Below are 19,317 nucleotides of genomic sequence, written 5' to 3' on the forward strand. Positions count from 1 at the left end.
ATCTGTTTTATCGCGAGAGAGTGGAATTCCCTGCCGCTCTCTTCCGACCTCCAAAGCCTGCCGCGCCCTTGCTATGGTGCGACAGGCTTGATGTTCAAAGTTGTACATTGCGGCCCGTCGAAGGTTTCCCCTGCCTTCCGGGCCGTATTTGTCTTGGCGCTCAGACGTCGTTCAATCTCGCCTCGACCAGAAGCTTCACCAGCCAGTCGACGAAGACGCGCACCTTGTTGCTGAGATGGCGGTTCGGGGGGTAGACGACGTAAAGCGGTAGCGGATCGCGACGCCAATCTGGCAGCACGCGGACGAGTTCGCCCCTTGCCATCGGCTCGCGCGCCATGAAGATCGGCACCTGCGCGATGCCGAGGCCCGTCAACGCAGCTGTCAGATAGGTGCGGCTATCGTTGACCGAGGCGATGTAACGCGGACTGGTTTCGATCACCTCGTTGTGCCGGCGAAATTCGAAGGGCAGTGTCCGGTTGTTCTGGGCGCGGAAATAGTTGACGGAGTAATGATCAGCCTCCAGATCCTCGGGCCGCTCGGGCATGCCGAATTTCTGGATGTAGCTCGGCGCAGCACAGGTGATCATCTCGACTTCGGAGACGCGCCGCGCAATCAGCGACTGGTCGGCTGGCGTGCCGGCCCGTAGCGCGCAATCGACATTTTCCGCAAGATAATCGACCGTGCGGTCGCCGACACCGAGGTCGATACGGATATCGGGATAACGCTGATAGAAATCGCAAAGAGCCGGAACGACGATCCAATCGGCGAAAGCGCCGGCCATCTCGACACGCAGCCGCCCGCTCGGCAGGCTCTGCGAATTGGAGAGGCTGCCATCAAGCTCTTCTAGTTCCGAAATAATCTGGGCGGCGCGTTCGTAATAAAGCGCACCGTCCGTGGTCACCATCACCCGGCGCGTGGTACGGTTCAAAAGCTTGGTGCGCAAATGCGCCTCCAGACCCTGGATGAGATTGGTCACCGTCGCCTTGGGCATGGCGAGCATGTCGGCGGCGCGGGTGAAATTGCCCGTCTCCACGACGCGAATGAAGACGCGCATTGCCGAGAGCTGATCCATCGGTTTCAAATCCGCAGTTTGCGTTGCACCATTGTTCGAAATCTGGAACAGTGTTATCGCGATATAGCTTCTTATTCCTTGGTTGGAATAACAATATCTTTTTTGTAGAAAATGCAAGCGGCAGGCGTTGTCTGCTTGTGGCCGATGCAAAAGAGACCGGAAGCATGACGGTGGAATGGAAAGATATGATGCTGGACAAGGTGGCCATCGGCCCCGTTTCCGCACGCATCTACCAGGGCGCCGATTACGGCAAGGGTCCGCCGATCGTGCTTTACCTGCATGGTGGCGCATTTCTGGACAGCGACAAGAATGTCGACCGGCCGGTAGCGATGAGTCTCGCCAAGGCCGGCGCGATCGTCGTTGCTGCCGATTACAGCAGCCTGTCCGGCAACATATTCCCGCAAGCGTTGGAAGTCTCCTTCTCCGTTTTCACCTATCTCGCCAACAAACGCGCCGGTCTTGGCGACCGCAAGTCGCTGCTTTTCGTCGCCGGCGAAGAGGCAGGCGGCAATGTTGCCGCCGGCGTGGCGCTGAAGGCGCGCGACCAGATGCCGGACGCGCTCGACGGCCAGGTCCTGATTTCGCCGCTGCTCGATCCCTTCATGGGCACGTCCTCGATCCGCAAGGCCGAAGCCATCGGCATGCGCCAACGCTGGACGGAGGGCTGGAGCCACTATCTGAGCGGCGGCGGTTGCCACCCTTATGCGGCGCCTTGCCTCTGTTCGCGTATTTCGGGCGTCGCGCCGGCGCTGATATTCACTGCGGAGGACGATCCTCTGCACGACGAGACAATTGGTTACGGTGCCCGCCTGAAACAGGCCGGCGTCGGTGTGCGTCAGCATGTCCTTCCCGCCGGGACGGGCTGGCCCTCGATTTATGGTGGGAAATCCGACGGAGCGCCGGACTGGCAGGAAAACGTCAGCCGCCATTTCGGAAGCTTCCTTCGGGACGTAAGCGTTCAACCGCAATTGCATTGAAGAAGACCTGATATTTCGGCGGCCTTGAGCCGCAAGGAGAGTACCGATGACGTCCAGAAAGAAGCGCTGGGCCCTTGTGGGCGCCGGCATAGGCCTTGTTGCGTCAGTTTCCGGCGCCGCATTGTTTTTCGAACTGCCGATGAGCACGACCGCCACGGCCGCCTCCGCCCCTGCACAGGCTCCCGCTGTGCCGGTGACGGTTGCCGTCGTTGCGGCGCGCGATGTGACGGCCTGGGAGAATTTCTCCGGCCGTCTGGAAGCGGTCGACCGTGTGCAGGTGCGTTCCCGTGTCGCCGGCGCCATCCTGTCGGTGGCTTTCCGCGAAGGGGCGTTGGTGAAGCAGGGCGACCTGCTCTTCACCATCGACCCGGCCCCCTACCAGGCGAGCGTGGCGCAGGCGCAAGGCCAGGTCGCTTCGGCCGAAGCCAAGGTCAGTCTGGCGCAGACCGAACTCGACCGCGGCCGCAGGCTTTCCGACAACCGCACCATCTCCCAGAGCGATCTCGATCAGCGCCAGAGTTCGCTGGCCGAGGCTCAGGCGGGGCTGCGTTCGGCGCAAGCTGCCCTGCAGTCGGCCCAGCTCGATCTCGATTATACTGAAGTGCGGGCTCCGGTTTCCGGCCGCATCGGCAAGATCGAGGTGACCGCCGGTAACCTCGTCGCGGCCGGTTCGACCTCGCCGGCGCTGACGACGCTCGTTTCTGTCGATCCGATCTATGCGAGCTTCAATGCCAGCGAAGAGATGGTGACGCGCGCGCTTGCCCAGCTTCCGCAGACGGATAGCGCCCTGCCTGCCGTCGAGCAGATTCCGGTCGAGGTCGGTACGCTGACCGACAGCGGCACGCCGATCAAGGGCAGGCTGCAGCTGATCGACAATGAGGTCGATGCATCAAGCGGTACGATCGGCGTGCGGGCCGTCTTCGATAATCCGGGCGGGCGTCTCATCCCCGGCCAGTTCGTGCGGGTGCGCATGGGCCAGCCGAAGGCCGAGAACAAGATCGTCATCAGCGACCGTGCCGTCGGCACGGACCAGGACAAGAAGTTCGTCTTCGTCGTCGATGGCGAGAACAAGGTCGCCTATCGGCAGGTCCAGCTCGGCACGCTGGCTGACGGCCAGCGGGTAGTCGAAAGCGGCCTGAACGTCGGCGAAAAGATCGTCGTCAACGGTCTGCAGCGCATCCGTCCTGGCGCAGTCGTCGCACCTCAGATGGAAGAGAAGGTCGCGACCGCGCAGTAAAGACTTTGCCTTCCCCTCCGGGGGAAGGCCAATACCCGAAATGATATGACCCGCCGGCGGCTCCCAAACCGCCGGAGAGGGACGTTGCATCCATGTTCACCCCGGAGAGGGCTTTGATATGAACATCTCCAGATTCTTTGTCGACCGCCCGGTCTTTGCCGGCGTTCTTTCGGTCCTCATCCTGGTTGCCGGCCTGATCGGCCTGCGCGCGCTGCCGATTTCCGAATATCCGGAGGTCGTGCCGCCATCGATCGTCGTGCGCGCCACCTATCCCGGCGCCAACCCGTCCGTCATCGCCGAAACGGTGGCAACGCCGCTCGAAGAGCAGATCAACGGCGTCGAAGGCATGCTCTACATGGCCAGCCAGGCGACATCGGACGGGGTGCTCAACGTCACCGTCACCTTCAAGCTCGGCACCGACCCTGACAAGGCACAGCAGCTCGTGCAGAACCGCGTTTCGCAGGCCGAACCGCGCCTGCCGGCGGAAGTCCGCGCGCTCGGCATCACGACAGTCAAGAGTTCGCCCAACTTCATCATGGTGGTGAACCTCGTCTCCGACGGGGTCAATCACGACATCACCTATCTTCGCAACTACGCGACCTTGAACGTCAAGGATCGTCTCGCCCGCATTGCAGGCGTCGGTCAGGTACAGGTCTTCGGCGCCGGCGACTATTCCATGCGTGTCTGGATCGACCCGCAGAAGGCCGCCGAGCACAATCTTGCCGCCAGCGACATCAGCAGTGCGATCAGCTCCCAGAACATTCAGGCCGCCGCCGGTATCATCGGCGCGTCGCCGAGCCAGCCGGGCGTGGATCTGCAGCTCAACGTGAATGCCCAGGGCCGCCTGCGCACGCCTGAGGAATTTGGCAACATCATCGTCAAGACGGGCGCCAGTGGCGAGATCACCCGCCTTCGCGATGTCGCCCGCATCGAGCTCGGTGCTGCGGATTACACCCTGCGTTCGCTGCTCGACGGCAAGCCGGCCGTCGCCGTTGCTGTCCTGCAGGCGCCGGGTTCGAACGCGATCGAGATCGCCGACAATGTGAATGCGACCATGGATCAGCTGCAGCTCGCCATGCCTGAGGGCGTCAAGTACGAGATCGTCTACGATACGACGAAATTCGTGCGGGCCTCGATCGAGAAGGTCATCGACACGCTGCTCGAAGCCATCGCGCTCGTCGTTCTCGTCGTCATCCTTTTCCTGCAGACGTGGCGCGCCTCGATCATCCCGCTGATCGCGGTTCCGGTGTCAATCATCGGCACCTTCGCAGTCATGTATGTCTTCGGCTTCTCGATCAACGCGCTCAGTCTGTTCGGCTTGGTGCTCGCGATCGGTATCGTCGTTGACGACGCGATCGTGGTGGTCGAAAACGTCGAGCGTAATATCGAACATGGCCTGTCGCCACGGGCTGCCACCTACAAGGCGATGAAGGAAGTCTCCGGTCCGATCGTCGCGATCGCGCTGGTCCTCGTCGCGGTCTTCGTGCCGCTCGCTTTCATCTCCGGCCTGTCGGGTCAGTTTTATCGCCAGTTCGCGCTGACGATCGCAATCTCGACCGTCATCTCGGCCTTCAACTCGCTCACCCTGTCTCCGGCGTTGGCAGCCCTTCTCCTGAAGGGCCATGATCAGCCGAAGGACTGGCTGACGCGGTTCATGGACGCCATCTTCGGTTGGTTCTTCCGCGGCTTCAACCGTGTCTTCGGCGCGGGCTCGAATGCCTACGGCAAGGGCGTGGGTGGTCTCTTGTCGCGCAAGAGCATTGTCATGGTAATCTATCTGGCACTGGTCGGTGCGACCTACAGTCTGTTCAGCTCGGTTCCCGGCGGCTTCGTGCCGTCGCAGGACAAGCAGTATCTGATCGGCTTCGCCCAGTTGCCGGATGCCGCAAGCCTCGACCGCACGGAAGACGTCATCAAGCGCATGACCGACATCGCGCTGGCGCAGCCGGGTGTTGCCAATGCGATCGCCTTTCCGGGCCTGTCGATCAACGGCTTCACCAACTCCTCGAATGCCGGCATCGTCTTTGTGACGCTGAAGGACTTCGAGGAGCGGAAGACGCCTGATCTCTCGGGCGGCGCAATCGCCATGGCGCTGAACCAGAAGTTCGGCGTCATCCAGGATGCCTTCATCGCCATGTTCCCGCCGCCGCCGGTCAATGGTCTCGGCACGACGGGGGGCTTCAAGCTGCAGATCGAGGATCGTGCGGGCCTCGGCAACCAGGCGCTCGACGAGGCAACCAAGGCAGTGCTTGCAAAGGCTTACCAGACGCCTGAACTCGCCGGGCTGTTCTCCAGCTTCCAGATCAACGTGCCGCAGCTCTATGCCGATCTCGACCGTGCCAAGGCCGAGCAGCTTGGGGTTTCCGTCACCGACGTCTTCCAGACGCTGCAGATCTACCTCGGTTCGCTCTATGTGAACGACTTCAACGCTTTCGGCCGCACCTACAGCGTCCGCGTGCAGGCCGATGCGAAATTCCGCGCCCAGCCGGAAGATATCGGCCAGTTGAAGGTCCGCTCGGCATCGGGTGAGATGATCCCGCTTTCGGCCCTCCTGAAGGTGGAGCCGAGCACCGGTCCGGAGCGTGCGAACCGCTACAACGGCTTCCTCGCTGCCGACATCAACGGCGGTCCGGCACCGGGCTTCTCGTCCGGCCAGGCGCAGGCGGCAATCGAGAAGATCCTTCACGAGACCTTGCCTGCCGGCATCGACTTCGAATGGACGGATCTGACCTATCAGCAAATTCTCGCCGGCAATTCGAGCATCGTCGTCTTCCCCCTGGCGCTGCTGCTGGTCTTCCTGGTGCTGGCCGCCCAGTATGAAAGCCTGACGCTGCCGCTTGCGATCATCATGATCGTGCCGATGGGCGTGCTGGCCGCGCTGACCGGCGTCTGGCTCACCGGTGGAGACAACAACATCTTCACCCAGATCGGTCTCGTGGTGCTTGTCGGTCTATCAGCGAAGAACGCGATCCTTATCGTGGAATTCGCCCGCGAACTGGAGTTCGAGGGAAGAACACCGCGGGAGGCCGCGATCGAGGCCAGCCGCCTTCGCCTTCGCCCGATCCTCATGACCTCGCTCGCCTTCATCATGGGTGTCGTGCCGCTCGTCGTCTCCACCGGCGCCGGCGCGGAGATGCGCGCGGCCATGGGTGTCGCGGTCTTCTCGGGCATGATCGGCGTGACCTTCTTCGGCATCTTCATGACGCCTGTCTTCTACGTGCTGCTGCGGCGGCTGACGGGCAACCGTCCGCTCGTCCAGCACAAGCCGGACGAACACAAGGAAGAAGAGGCGGAGGTCATCCGGCTCGCGGCGGAATAAACGGAATTCAACCTTCCTTTGTCGAGTAAATCGGGCGGGAACTTCGGTTCTCGCCCGTATCGTTTTCAGAGCATGATGCCGAATACTGTGCGCGGTTTTGGGACGACATCATCCGCATCTAAGGACACACCACAAAAATGCGTTACGTCCGTCAAAACGGTTTGCAACAGTGGGCGAGGGGACTATCAAAGACGGACAACAGTTGGGAGGACTGAATGACAGGTTCGAGAAAAGGTGATGAGGGCAGGCGGATCGCCTTGCTCGGCACCGGCCTGATGGGAGCGCCGATGGCTCGCCGGCTGCTCGGCGCGGGTTTTGCAGTCACCGTCTGGAATCGCGATCCCGGCAAGGCCGAGGCGCTTGCGGGAGATGGCGCGGTTCGCGCGGAAACACCGGCGGATGCCGTTGCAGGCGCCGATGTCGTCATCACCATGCTGACCAACGCCGAGGCAGTGAAGGACGTGTTGTTCGACCGCGGAGCGGCCGATGCGATGACGCCTGGCGTTACCGTCATCGACATGAGTTCGATTGCCCCGCATTTTGCCCGCGATCATTCGGCGAGGCTTGCCGACCGCAGCGTCGATCACGTCGATGCGCCGGTATCGGGCGGCGTCGTCGGGGCGGAGGCCGGTACGCTGGCGATTATGGCGGGCGGCGACGAAGGCGTGATCGACCGGCTTGCGGATGTCTTTGCCCCGATGGGGCGGGTGACCCGCGTCGGTCCAAGCGGGGCAGGCCAGCTTGCCAAGCTCGCCAACCAGCAGATCGTCGCGGTGACGATCGGCGCCGTCGCCGAAGCGATGATGCTGATCGAAGCGGGCGGCGGCTCGCCGGCGGCCTTCCGAGACGCCATTCGCGGCGGCTTTGCCGAGAGCCGTATCCTGGAGCTGCACGGCAAGCGCATGGTCGAACGGCAGTTTACTCCAGGCGGTTCGTCCAGCAATCAGCTGAAGGATCTGAACGCCGCCATGGAGGCGGCCAAGACCCTGTCGCTGACGCTGCCGCTGACGGCGGCGGTGCACGCCGAATTCAGCGAATTCGTCGCCAATGGCAATGGCGAAAAGGATCACAGCGCCCTGCTCCTCCATCTCGAAGAGAAGAATGCCCGGCCGGGAGGAAAGAAGTGACGGACAGCCATTCGCCGAGGCGGCGCCTGCGTTCGCAGGACTGGTTTGACAATCCCGATCATATCGACATGGCAGCGCTCTATCTCGAGCGCTTCATGAATTACGGCATCACGCCGGAAGAGCTGCGCTCCGGCAAGCCCGTCATCGGGATTGCCCAGAGCGGCAGCGATCTCACGCCCTGCAACAGGGTGCATGTCGAGCTTGCCAAGCGCGTGCGCGACGGCATTCGCGATGCCGGCGGCATTCCGATCGAGTTTCCGACGCATCCGATCTTCGAGAACTGCAAGCGCCCGACCGCCGCACTGGACCGCAATCTAGCCTATCTCGGCCTCGTCGAAATCCTCTACGGTTATCCGCTCGACGGTGTCGTGCTGACCACCGGCTGCGACAAGACCACGCCTTCGGCGATCATGGCTGCTTCGACGGTCGATATTCCGGCGATCGTGCTCTCCGGTGGGCCGATGCTTGACGGCTGGCATGAGGGAGAGCTGGCGGGCTCCGGCACGGTGATCTGGCGGATGCGGCGGAAATATGCGGCAGGCGAGATCGATCGGGAAGAGTTTCTTCAGGCGGCGCTCGATTCTGCGCCTTCCGTCGGTCACTGCAATACGATGGGTACAGCCTCAACGATGAATGCGCTGGCCGAGGCGCTCGGCCTTTCGTTGACCGGCTGCGGCGCCATTCCGGCCGCTTACCGCGAACGCGGCCAGATGGCCTACCGTACCGGGCGGCGCGCCGTCGAAATCGTGTTCGAGGATCTGAAGCCGTCGGATATCCTGACGCGCGAGGCTTTCCTCAATGCGATCCGCACCAATTCGGCGATCGGCGGCTCGACCAACGCGCAGCCGCATCTGGCCGCGATGGCGAAGCACGCCGGCGTCGAACTCCATCCCGACGACTGGCAGGTGCATGGTTTCGATATCCCGCTGCTGGCCAATGTCCAGCCGGCCGGCGCCTATCTCGGCGAGCGCTTCCATCGCGCCGGCGGTACGCCGGCGATCATGTGGGAACTGCTGCAGGCCGGAAAGCTCGACGGCAACTGTCGTACGGTGACGGGCAGGACGATAGCCGAGAACCTACAGGGCAAGGAAGCGCGCGACCGCGAGGTCATCAAGCCGTTCGCTGAGCCGCTGAAGGAGCGGGCGGGCTTCCTCGTGCTCAAAGGCAATCTCTTCGATTTCGCGATCATGAAGATGAGTGTGGTCTCGGAGGATTTCCGCCGGCGATACCTTGAAGACCCCGGGCATGAGGGCGTCTTCAAGGGCAAAGCGGTGGTTTTCGACGGTTCCGAGGACTATCACAAGCGCATCAACGATCCCGAACTCGGCATCGACGAAAACACCATCCTCGTTATCCGGGGCGCCGGGCCGATCGGCTGGCCTGGTTCGGCTGAGGTCGTCAATATGCAGCCGCCGGATCATCTCCTGAAGCGCGGCATCCGCAGCCTGCCGACGATCGGCGACGGCCGCCAATCGGGCACGGCCGACAGTCCCTCGATCCTCAACGCCTCACCGGAAAGTGCCGCCGGCGGCGGCCTCGCCTGGCTTCGTAGCGGGGATATCATCCGCATCGACTTCAACCACGGGCGCTGCGACATGCTGGTCGATGACGCAGAGATCGAACGGCGCAAGAGCGACGGCATCCCGCCCGTGCCGGCGGATGCGACGCCGTGGCAGCAGATCTATCGCCGCTCGGTGACGCAATTGTCGGACGGCGCGGTGCTGGAGGGGGCGACGGAATTTCGTCGGATTGCGAAAAACCCGCCGCGGCACAATCATTGAACTTGAGTTGCTAAAGACTGCAAGCCCCTTGATCCAAAAGGGGAAGTCGTAACGAACAGTTCACCTAGTCACTAGTTCGGTCACTAGGACAAGGCTTCATTAATGCCGGCTTGAGACCATATTGCCGTTATACAAGCTTCTAAGGCTGGGACCGCGTTGCCAGAGAACAAAGCCACACGATCCGAACGAGAGTTTCAGGATCTTCTGCGTCGGCTCGAACTCGCTCTCGATGCATCCCAGATTGGTGTCTGGGAGCATAGCATCGAGCAGGACGGGATCTTGTGGGATGCGCAAATGCATCGTCTCTATGAGACCGGCGAGACGTATCGTCTTGTGCCGGCTTCGCTTTGGTCGAATGCCATCCATCCCGATGATCGTGACCGGGCCGAAAGCGACTTCGAGCAGGCAATCGCGACGCGCGGCGCCTATAACTCACAATTCCGTATCGTGCTGCCGAGCGGCGAAATCCGTCATTTGCGTTCGCGCGCGCATTTCTATGTCGATGCGGAAGGTCTGCCCTCCTTCATTGGCGCCGAATGGGATGTGACTGCCGACGTAATGCTCAACGCGGAACTGGCGCGGCAGAAGGTGGTGGCCGAGGCGAGGGCGCTGGCGCTTGAGGAAAGCAATGCCCGCATCGAGCATGTCGCCGATCACGACTATCTCACCGGCTTGCCGAACCGGCGCCTTCTCGACAAGCGGCTGGCGGAGCTGCCGGCCGACAAGAGCATCACGACGCTCGCGGTGCTGCATCTCGACCTCGACCAGTTCAAGCAGATCAACGACAGCCACGGTCATGCGGCAGGCGACGCAGTGCTCAGGGCAGCAGCCCTTCGAATCACCGCTGCCATTCCTGCAAATGGCATGGTCGCCCGCGTCGGCGGCGATGAATTCGTCATCGTGCTGGTCAATTTTACCGATCTCACTGAGCTGAGGCTGATCACCGAGGATGTCCAGCGACGGCTGCGGAAGAAAATCCGTTTCGGCCAGGAGATGCTGCAATCCGGCGCCTCGATCGGCGTTTCCTGGAGCGGCGATCGGCGGGCGCGCAACCTGCTGGCCGAATCCGACCTGGCGCTCTACCAGGCCAAGAAGCTCGGACGGAACCGCGTCGAATTTTTCACGCGGCAATTGCAGGAGGATCTGCGCTCCAAGCGTCGCCTCGCCGAAGAGCTGAAGCTCGGGCTGGAGCGCGGCGAGATCCTTCCCTATTATCAGGTGCAGCTCGACGCCCGGACGCGGGAAGTCATCGGCTTCGAGGCGTTGGCGCGCTGGAAACATCCCGAGAAGGGCGTGCTCGCCCCAGGGGTATTCCTGAAAATCGCCGACGAGCACGGACTTGCGGCGGAGATCGACGCGGCGATCCTCAAAAGCGCTCTCGAAGACCGGCTATTCTGGCTGTTGCGCGGCCTTGCGGTTCCGCGCATCGCTGTCAATATTTCCGCCTCGCGGCTTGCCGATCCGGCGTTGCTCGACAAGCTGAGGAAACTCGACATCCCGCCTGGCGTGATCGTCTTCGAACTGGTTGAGACGATTTTCCTCGACGACAGCGACGAAAAACTGCTCGATCATATCGGCGATATCAAACAGATGGGCATCGACATCGAGATCGACGACTTCGGATCGGGCCATGCCTCGCTCATCGGTCTCGTCAAGCTGCGGCCGAAGAGGCTGAAGATCGACCGGCAGCTCGTCACCGAGGTCGTCAACTCGGCCGAGCAGCGGCGCGTGGTGGGTTCGATCGTGGAAATCGCCAAGGCGCTTGATGTCGAGGTGATCGCCGAGGGCATCGAGACCGAGGCGCATGCCGTCGTGCTGGCGCAGCTCGGCTGCGACGGCCTGCAGGGTTATGCGTTCGGTTATCCCGCACCGGCGGCAGATACAGACCGTCTTTTCTCATCGATGGCGAGCGGGATCGAAAAGCAGAAGACCGCAATGGGCGGCTGAACGGTCGGTGATCCGTTCGCGGGCGACCGTGGTCGCCGCCGTTTTCAACGGCGCCTTTGCCGCGTCGCGGAGGAGATTTCGGCCGAAATGCTTTCCTCGCCTTTCAACTTGGCAGGCGATATCTTTTCGGCGCGGCGTTTTATTTGCATCAGCAGGAAGATAATTGGCGCACAAGTAATTTTCTTGAGCTTGCAACGGCATTGTTTCATGGTAATTCGGAAACGAAGATTTCTGCATTGCATCGAAAAATGATTATACGCGTCGTCAAGTCCATGAGCGCGGCTCTCCATCATTCGCAGGTGCAATCGGGGAACTGGGACCTGACAATTGCTTTGCCTTTGCCGGGATGGACTTGCGGGACATTCAATCTAGGAAAGTCGCATGAATTCGGAATTTGCCGTTCGTTCGATGCGGCCCGGCGAACTGGAACTCGTGCTCGAATGGGCGCGTCAGGAGGGCTGGAACCCGGGCCTTGACGATTCGCTTGCGTTCCTCGAGGCCGATCCGTCAGGATTTTTCGTTGGCTCGATCGGTGAAGTCCCCGTCGGTTCGATCTCGGTCGTCAAATATGGCGAGAGTTTCGCCTTCCTGGGCCTCTACATCGTCCATCCCGATTTCCGCGGCAAGGGTTACGGCAAGGCGATCTGGGAGGCGGGCATCGCCAGCGCGGGAGACCGCACGATCGGTCTCGACGGTGTCGCCGCACAGCAGGACAACTACCGCAAGGCCGGCTTCGAACCCGCCTATTCCACCATTCGCTACGGTGGGGTCGCCAGCTTCCTGCCAGTCTCGACGCTTGTCGCGCAGTCGGTGCTGGATTCACGTCTCGAAGGCCTGCAGCGCTATGATTCGGCAATCTTTCCGCAGCCGCGGGATGCCTTCCTCACCTCCTGGTGCACCGGCCGTAAGGGCCGCCGTTCGGCGGTGGTGCGCAAGAGCGGTAAGATCCGCGGTTACGGCACGATCCGCCGCTGCTACGAGGGCTACAAGATCGGCCCGCTCTTTGCCAATGATGCCGATAGCGCCGCGGCGTTGCTTGCCGAATTGATCCCGGAGGCGAAGGGGGCCGCGGTCTTCATCGACATTCCCGCGGCGAACCACGAGGCAGTCGCGCTTGCCGAAGGCCTCGGCCTTCAACCGGTGTTCGAGACGACGCGCATGTATCGCGGGCCGGCGCCGGCCATCCCGCTGAAGCACGTCTTCGGCGTGACAACGTTGGAACTCGGTTAGGCTCTAATCCATAGGTGAGGCGGGCACGGTCTGTGCCGACGCTTTCGGACGGCCCTTTTCGGCGATCGCGATGCCGCCCAAGGTCAGCACCAGCGCGATCACATGGAAGGACTGCAGCCTCTCCCCGATCAGGGCGACGGAGAGCAGCGTTCCGAACACCGGCACGAGATTGATGAAGAGGCCAGCCCGGTTGGCGCCGATTGCGACGACGCCTTTGATATAGAGGATCTGCGCGACCAGCGACGGGAAGATCGCCGTGTAGAGAGTGATGACCCAGCCGGCCTGGTCCGGCCACTGCGCAGCGCCGCGGCCGACCTCCCAGAGGAGCAGCGGCAGCGAGGTCAGCATCGCGCCGAGCGCCGGGACTGCCATCAGAGTGCGCCAGTCGAGCGGCGGCTTCCAGCGTAGGAAGATCGTGTAGACCGAATAGGCGGCAATGGCGATCAGCATCAGCCCGTCGCCGCGGTTGAGGCCTAGTTGCAGCAGCGATGAGAGGTCACCATGCGCGGCGGTCAAAGCGACGCCGATCAGCGTCATGCCGAAGCCGAGACATTGCGCCAGCGAGATGCCGGTGCGGAAGAACATGAAATTCAGCAGGAAGATCAGCATCGGGATGCCGGCCTGCTCAATGGCGACGTTGATCGCCGTCGTGTATTGCACGGCCGAGTAAAGCATGGCGTTGAAAAGGGTGTAGCCGATGACGCCGTAGAAGAGGAGCAGCGGCAGGTTCTTCCTGACCACCGGCCAGTCCTTCCGCAATTGCGGTACTGAAATCACAGCGATCACCGCCACGGCGAGGAACCAGCGCAGGAAGGTCAGCATCATCGGGCTGATATGCCCAAGCGCGAGTTTGCCGGCGACGGAGTTGCCGCCCCAGCAAAGGGTGGCGATAACGAGGCAGATATAGGCCGTGGCTTGCAAGAGCGTTCTTCCCGTCTTTCCGCGATCGCCGTGCGGCGTTTTGTGAGGGGAAATAGCCTGTCGGCTGCTGATTTGTCACGTAAAAAGCCCAATCTACTGTGACAACAGGGTCGCTTTCCAAAAAACAAAGCTTTATAGATGCGCGGGTTTGAGCAGGTGCGCGGTTCCGCGCCGGTAACAGGAAGAGTTGGATGACGAACGTAGTCGTGGTCGGTTCGCAATGGGGTGACGAAGGCAAGGGCAAGATTGTCGACTGGCTTTCGGAGCGTGCAGATATTGTCGTGCGCTTTCAGGGCGGACACAATGCCGGCCACACGCTCGTCATCGACGGCACCAGCTACAAGCTCTCGCTGCTGCCGTCCGGCGTCGTGCGTCCCGGCAAGATGGCGGTGATCGGTAACGGCGTCGTCGTCGATCCGCATGCGCTGATCGCCGAGATCGAAAAGCTCGCCGGCCAGGGTGTGACGATTACGCCCGAAAATCTGCGTATCGCCGACAATGCGACGCTCATCCTGTCGCTGCACCGTGAGCTCGACGCGATGCGCGAGGATGCGGCGTCGAACAGCGGCACCAAGATCGGCACGACGCGCCGCGGCATCGGCCCGGCCTATGAAGACAAGGTCGGCCGTCGCGCTATCCGCGTCATGGATCTTGCCGATCTCGATAGTCTTTCCGGCAAGGTCGACCGTATTCTGACGCATCACAACGCGCTTCGCCGCGGCCTCGGTGTCGCCGAAGTCAGCCACCAGGCGATCATGGACGAGCTGACCTCGATCGCCGATCGGGTACTGCCTTTCCGTGATACGGTCTGGCTTTTCCTCGACAAGGAGCGTCGCAAGGGCTCCCGCATCCTCTTCGAAGGCGCGCAGGGCAGCCTGCTCGACATCGATCACGGCACCTATCCCTTCGTCACCTCCTCGAACACGGTGGCCGGTCAGGCCGCCGCCGGTTCAGGCATGGGGCCCGGCTCGCTCGGCTATATCCTCGGCATCACCAAGGCCTATACGACACGCGTCGGCGAAGGCCCGTTCCCGACCGAGCTGAAGGACGCGATCGGTGAGTTCCTTGGCGAAAAAGGTCATGAGTTCGGCGTGGTGACCGGACGCAAGCGGCGCTGCGGCTGGTTCGACGCTGCTCTGGTGCGCCAATCGATTGCCACCAATGGCATCACGGGCATCGCGCTCACCAAGCTCGACGTGCTCGACGGTCTCGAGGAATTGAAGATCTGCGTTGGCTATATGCTCGACGGCGAACAGATTGATCATCTTCCGGCAAGCCAGGGAGCGCAAGCTAGGGTCGAACCGATCTACATCACGCTGGAAGGCTGGAAGGAATCGACCGTCGGCGCCCGCAGTTGGGCGGATCTGCCGGCACAGGCGATCAAGTATGTTCGCCAGGTCGAAGAGCTGATCGGGGCGCCTGTCGCGCTCCTGTCCACCAGCCCGGAGCGGGATGATACGATACTTGTGACCGATCCGTTTGAGGATTAAGCTCACGGGTCACTGTGGAGGATGGTTCGGTAGGGTACCGGACTTCTTGAGAAAGTACTGATGGCGGATTTTATTGCAGTCATTCGGCGGGCCGTTGACGGCTTGGCTGAAAATACCCCCGAGATGCGGGTGAAAGTCTACGAACGTGCCCGCGGCGCAGTGCAGCGGCAGCTCGAGAATATGAAGCCGCGTCCGCCGGAAGCCATGCTGCAACGCCAGCTCGAAAAGCTCGAGGCCGCCATCCGCGAGGTGGAAGGCGAACACTCCGAGGCGCTGCCGCTCGATGAGCCGGTCGCCGCCGTCGCCGCGCTGGAATCCGCGGAAGAGCAAACTCTTCACGACGAAAGCGAACCGGCGCCTGCGCCGGAGACTGCTGTCGAGGAGCCGGTTGACGAAGCCTATCCGGAACCGCAGGCGGCCGAGGTCGCCGACGAGCCCGATCACGTGGAAGCCGCCGCGCCAGAGGACGCTGAGGAAGAGGTCGCTGCCGAGGAGCCCCTTTCCGCGGAAGAACCTGTTCCCGCCGAAATCCCTGTTGCCGCCGAGACAGCGGTTTCGCCGGAGACATCCGGTCCCGCCGAGACATATTGGCATCCCTCGCATGAAGAGGAAGCGCCAGCCGAGGAATGGCATGCTAGCGAGGCGCGCGACGTCGCTGCCGAAGACGTGTCGGCCGAACATGACGGCTGGGAGCCGCCTGCCGCGCATCGCAGCGAGCAAGCCGACGAAGACCGTGCCGACGAGCAGCATCCCCTGGAAGCTGACGAGATCGCGGCCGAGCCGGCGGCGGTGGACAACGAGGAGCCGGAGGCCGAGGAGGCTTACGAGCCCGTCGAGCCGTTGCCGCCGACCACCCGCGGCATAGACCATGCATCCAACCGGCTGGTGGAGCCGGTCGCCGATTTCGATCGTCAGCAGGAATTCGTCGAGCACAGCCGCGAGGAGCCGTTGCAGGCCGATGCTGCGGCGCATTTCGACCCGGTCTGGGCCGAGCCCGTTGCCCAAACGCCGGCTCCGCCGCCCAAGGATGCGGAGACCGAATGGGCGGAAGAGGAACTCAGGCAATATTCGCAGGCGGCGCCGGTCACCGCGGATGCCTCGGCGCGTGCCTTCGAAGAGGTGATATCGAGCCTCGAAAATGCGGCCCCCGCGGCCGTCATGCCGGCCGCCAAGGAAAGTTTCTCCTGGGAGACAGCCGCCTTCGACGATCTGCCGCCGATCGAGGCCGGCAGCAATAAGAAGGCGCCGGTTGCCTCTCATTTCGACGATGTCGATATCTTCGCGGAAGTGCACAACGGCAAGCCCGCGGCTGCTAGCGGCGCGCCGAGCGAGGACTGGCGCGAGGCGAAGGCGCTGCGCGGCTACGACCGCCGCGGCTCGGTCGCCGCTGATGACGATGACGCCAATCCGTCGATGGATATCGATCAGATCGTTGCCTCCAAGCTGCAGGGCAAGAGTTTCCGTATGGAGCCGAAGCGTCGCCGCTTCGGCATCGGTACCGTGATCACGCTCATCTTCGCACTCATCCTGATTGGTGGCGGCGCCTATGCCGGCTGGATGAACAGAGAGGCGCTAGTGGCGATGGTCGACGGGCTCGTCAGCTCGGCACCGTCGCAGGCGACCAAGAACGAGGCGGCAACACCGCCGGCTAGCTCGGCGACGCCTGCCCAGCCGGGCGCGGTGACGCCAGCCCAGCCGACCACACCAGGAGCGCAGAATACCCCAGCGACGCCGGCGCAGCCGAACCCGCAGGTAGCGTCAATGAACAATGACGGCGCTGCGGCCAATTCGAAATTCACCCAACGGCTGCTGACCGATGGGACCGAGGTCGACAGTGGACCGGCGACTGTGCCGGGAACACCGACCGCGGAAGGAAAATCGGTCGCCGAACAGAATGTCGCGGCAGCAGATACGCCGCCTGCCAGCGCGCAGGGCGATGTGGCACCTGCCGAAACGCCGACGCCAAACGGCCCGGTGGCATCGCCGCAGCAGACCCCACCCGTCGGTTCGTCGGAAAAGATGTTCCTTTATGAGGAGCGTATCGGCCAGAGTTCGCCGACGGCGATCGAGGGATCGGTCGTCTGGAGCGTGCAGCACGAGGCCGGCCAGGACGGCCGGCAGGAGGCGACGGTACAGGGCAACGTCACCGTTCCCGAACGCAATCTTTCGGCTCTCGTCACCTTCAAGCGCAATTCCGATCCGTCGCTGCCGGCAAGCCATCTCGTGGAGATCGTATTCTCGGTGCCGCCGAATTTCGAAGGCGGCAGCATCGACAGCGTCCAGCGCATCTCGATGAAGCGCACGGAGCAGGACCGCGGCGACGCGCTGATCGCGGTTCCGGCCAAGATCACCGACGATTTCCATATGATCGCGCTCAACGATTACCCTGATGCGCGCAAGGCCAATCTCGACCTGATGTCGACCCGCAACTGGATCGATATTCCGATCACCTACCGCAACGGCCGCCGCGCGCTGCTGACGATGGAAAAGGGCGGTACGGGAACGGACGCCTTCAATACCGCGATCAAGGAATGGACCGCGCTCGGGGATGTGTCGACGAGCCAGTGAGGGTTTCTTCAGCAACGCCAGCATTCCGGACCTTTGGGGTGGCGCTGAGACTGCGGTACAAAAGTGAATGAAAATGAAAAGGCGGGCCGCAAGGGACCCGCCTTCTTCAATTGTATCGCGCGGCAGGCTTATGCCGTGGCTTCGACGACGCGGACGGCCTTGGCGCGTTCCAGGGCTTCCTTGCGGACCGCGTCCTGCACCTTTTCGAAGGCGCGGACCTCGATCTGGCGCACGCGTTCGCGGCTGATGTCGAATTCGGTCGAAAGGTCTTCCAGGGTCACTGGATCCTCGGCGAGACGGCGAGCCTCGAAGATGCGGCGTTCGCGCTCGTTCAGCACGCTCATCGCTTTCGCCAGCATGCGCCGGCGGGTGTCGAGCTCATCCTGTTCGATCAGCACGTCTTCCTGGCTGTCATGGTCGTCCACCAGCCAATCCTGCCATTGGCCGCTGTCACCTTCGGCTGCCTTGATCGGTGCGTTCAGCGAGGCGTCGCCGGAGAGGCGGCGGTTCATCGAAATGACCTCCTCCTCCGAGACGTTCAGCTTGGTGGCAATTTCCGAGACGTGCTCCGGCTTCAGGTCGCCGTCATCGATTGCCTGGATGCGGCCCTTCAGCCGGCGCAGGTTGAAGAACAGCCGCTTCTGGTTGGCGGTCGTGCCCATCTTCACCAGCGACCACGAGCGCAGGATATATTCCTGGATCGAGGCCTTGATCCACCACATGGCATAGGTGGCGAGGCGGAAGCCGCGCTCGGCATCGAATTTCTTGACGGCCTGCATCAGGCCGACATTGCCCTCGGAGACGACTTCGCCGATCGGCAGGCCGTAGCCGCGATAACCCATCGCGATCTTCGCGACAAGGCGAAGATGGCTGGTGACGAGCTTGTGGGCGGCGTCCCGGTCACCATGCTCGGCATAACGCTTGGCGAGCATGTATTCCTGCTGCGGCTCCAGCATCGGGAACTTGCGGATTTCGTCGAGGTAACGATTGAGACCGGCTTCACCGGCGGTAATGGACGGCAAGGTATTTCGGGCCATAGTGCACCCTCCTAAAGTGAATTCCGGTTCCCGATGGAAACGCGTCCTCGCGTTAAAAAGGCAAACCGGGACGTGCGGCTCTCTCCGAGCCCGCACTAAGTCAATATACAGATAAGTGTGGCGAAACGGCGGTTCAAGGTGCCGCTCACGCAGCTGTGAGTTGGAAGGCCGGCATTCAGAGCCGCCTTTATCGCCGCAGCGCCTCGACCAATTCGACCATATCATCCGGCAGCGGCACCTCGAAATGCATGATTTCGCCGGTGCGGGGATGCTCGAATTGCAGCATGAAGGCATGCAGCGCCTGACGGCCGAAACCGTTGACAACCTTGCGGATCCCTTCGGGCAGAAGATTGGCCTTGGTCTTGAAGCCGGCGCCGTAAACCGTATCGCCGAGCAGCGGATGGCCGATATGGGCCATGTGGACACGGATCTGGTGGGTGCGGCCGGTTTCGAGGCGGCACTCGACCAGCGAGGCGAACGCGGTCGCGTCCGGCTTCTCATGGAAGCGCTCGATCACCTGGTAATGCGTGATCGCCTCGTCGGCGTCCTGACTGTCAGGACGTTTGACGGCGCGGCGCGTGCGGTCGCCGGTGGCGCGGCCAAGCGGCGCG

The 19,317-nt window shown here is 62.4% G+C and carries 13 protein-coding genes; 9 read left to right on the top strand and 4 right to left on the bottom strand.

Annotation, left to right across the window (positions count from 1 at the left end; translation table 11 throughout):
• Positions 1 to 160 precede the first annotated feature (160 nt).
• Positions 161 to 1,072: a LysR family transcriptional regulator gene (locus tag MOV76_RS11390; protein WP_018243330.1), complete on the bottom strand. Its 912-nt coding sequence runs from the start codon at positions 1,070 to 1,072 to the stop codon at positions 161 to 163.
• A gap of 164 nt (positions 1,073 to 1,236) precedes the next feature.
• Between MOV76_RS11390 and MOV76_RS11395 the strand changes: the two genes are divergently transcribed.
• From MOV76_RS11395 to MOV76_RS11425, 7 genes are all read left to right on the top strand, one after another.
• Positions 1,237 to 2,049: an alpha/beta hydrolase fold domain-containing protein gene (locus MOV76_RS11395; protein WP_026188507.1), complete on the top strand. Its 813-nt coding sequence runs from the start codon at positions 1,237 to 1,239 to the stop codon at positions 2,047 to 2,049.
• 46 nt (positions 2,050 to 2,095) lie between these two features.
• Complete coding sequence (locus MOV76_RS11400; protein WP_018446904.1) at positions 2,096 to 3,286, top strand: efflux RND transporter periplasmic adaptor subunit; 1,191 nt, start codon at positions 2,096 to 2,098, stop codon at positions 3,284 to 3,286.
• A 118-nt stretch (positions 3,287 to 3,404) separates the two neighbouring features.
• Complete coding sequence (locus tag MOV76_RS11405) at positions 3,405 to 6,605, top strand: efflux RND transporter permease subunit (RefSeq protein ID WP_247264531.1); 3,201 nt, start codon at positions 3,405 to 3,407, stop codon at positions 6,603 to 6,605.
• Positions 6,606 to 6,820: 215 nt separating this feature from the next.
• Entirely contained in the window at positions 6,821 to 7,732 is a 912-nt protein-coding gene (locus MOV76_RS11410; protein WP_247264532.1) for an NAD(P)-dependent oxidoreductase, read from the top strand.
• Entirely contained in the window at positions 7,729 to 9,513 is a 1,785-nt protein-coding gene (locus MOV76_RS11415) for an IlvD/Edd family dehydratase (RefSeq protein WP_247264533.1), read from the top strand. The genes MOV76_RS11410 and MOV76_RS11415 overlap by 4 nt, the downstream gene beginning before the upstream one ends.
• Before the next feature lie 129 nt (positions 9,514 to 9,642).
• Entirely contained in the window at positions 9,643 to 11,460 is a 1,818-nt protein-coding gene (locus tag MOV76_RS11420; protein WP_247264538.1) for a bifunctional diguanylate cyclase/phosphodiesterase, read from the top strand.
• A 381-nt stretch (positions 11,461 to 11,841) separates the two neighbouring features.
• Positions 11,842 to 12,690, top strand: coding sequence for a GNAT family N-acetyltransferase (locus MOV76_RS11425; RefSeq protein WP_247264534.1), 849 nt, complete (start codon positions 11,842 to 11,844; stop codon positions 12,688 to 12,690).
• 3 nt (positions 12,691 to 12,693) lie between these two features.
• On the opposite strand, the gene MOV76_RS11430 is transcribed toward MOV76_RS11425, so the two are convergent.
• The gene (locus MOV76_RS11430) at positions 12,694 to 13,611 is read right to left on the bottom strand and encodes a DMT family transporter (RefSeq protein WP_018446898.1); all 918 of its coding nucleotides are present in this window, start codon (positions 13,609 to 13,611) and stop codon (positions 12,694 to 12,696) included.
• Between the two features lie 191 nt (positions 13,612 to 13,802).
• Between MOV76_RS11430 and MOV76_RS11435 the strand changes: the two genes are divergently transcribed.
• Both MOV76_RS11435 and MOV76_RS11440 read left to right on the top strand, forming a co-directional pair.
• Positions 13,803 to 15,101, top strand: a complete 1,299-nt coding sequence (locus MOV76_RS11435) for an adenylosuccinate synthase (RefSeq protein ID WP_018243320.1) — start codon at positions 13,803 to 13,805, stop codon at positions 15,099 to 15,101.
• Positions 15,102 to 15,161: 60 nt separating this feature from the next.
• Positions 15,162 to 17,669, top strand: coding sequence for a hypothetical protein (locus MOV76_RS11440; RefSeq protein ID WP_247264535.1), 2,508 nt, complete (start codon positions 15,162 to 15,164; stop codon positions 17,667 to 17,669).
• A 128-nt stretch (positions 17,670 to 17,797) separates the two neighbouring features.
• Here MOV76_RS11440 and rpoH read toward each other — a convergent pair whose 3' ends face one another.
• Both rpoH and MOV76_RS11450 read right to left on the bottom strand, forming a co-directional pair.
• Complete coding sequence (gene rpoH / locus MOV76_RS11445) at positions 17,798 to 18,706, bottom strand: RNA polymerase sigma factor RpoH (RefSeq protein WP_018243318.1); 909 nt, start codon at positions 18,704 to 18,706, stop codon at positions 17,798 to 17,800.
• Between the two features lie 187 nt (positions 18,707 to 18,893).
• A partial coding sequence (locus tag MOV76_RS11450) for an RluA family pseudouridine synthase (protein ID WP_247264536.1) occupies positions 18,894 to 19,317 on the bottom strand: 424 nt, incomplete at its 5' end.

The sequence above is a fragment of the Rhizobium sp. PRIMUS64 genome (genome assembly GCF_023006465.1).
GTDB classification, from domain to species: Bacteria; Pseudomonadota; Alphaproteobacteria; order Rhizobiales; family Rhizobiaceae; genus Rhizobium; species Rhizobium leguminosarum.

Bases quoted from the DNA above. Each gene is read 5' to 3' on its own strand.
- MOV76_RS11390 (WP_018243330.1), bottom strand. From the start codon at position 1,072: ATGGATCAGCTCTCGGCAATGCGCGTCTTCATTCGCGTCGTGGAGACG.
- MOV76_RS11395 (WP_026188507.1), top strand. From the start codon at position 1,237: ATGACGGTGGAATGGAAAGATATGATGCTGGACAAGGTGGCCATCGGC.
- MOV76_RS11400 (WP_018446904.1), top strand. From the start codon at position 2,096: ATGACGTCCAGAAAGAAGCGCTGGGCCCTTGTGGGCGCCGGCATAGGC.
- MOV76_RS11405 (WP_247264531.1), top strand. From the start codon at position 3,405: ATGAACATCTCCAGATTCTTTGTCGACCGCCCGGTCTTTGCCGGCGTT.
- MOV76_RS11410 (WP_247264532.1), top strand. From the start codon at position 6,821: ATGACAGGTTCGAGAAAAGGTGATGAGGGCAGGCGGATCGCCTTGCTC.
- MOV76_RS11425 (WP_247264534.1), top strand. From the start codon at position 11,842: ATGAATTCGGAATTTGCCGTTCGTTCGATGCGGCCCGGCGAACTGGAA.
- MOV76_RS11435 (WP_018243320.1), top strand. From the start codon at position 13,803: ATGACGAACGTAGTCGTGGTCGGTTCGCAATGGGGTGACGAAGGCAAG.
- MOV76_RS11440 (WP_247264535.1), top strand. From the start codon at position 15,162: ATGGCGGATTTTATTGCAGTCATTCGGCGGGCCGTTGACGGCTTGGCT.
- rpoH (WP_018243318.1), bottom strand. From the start codon at position 18,706: ATGGCCCGAAATACCTTGCCGTCCATTACCGCCGGTGAAGCCGGTCTC.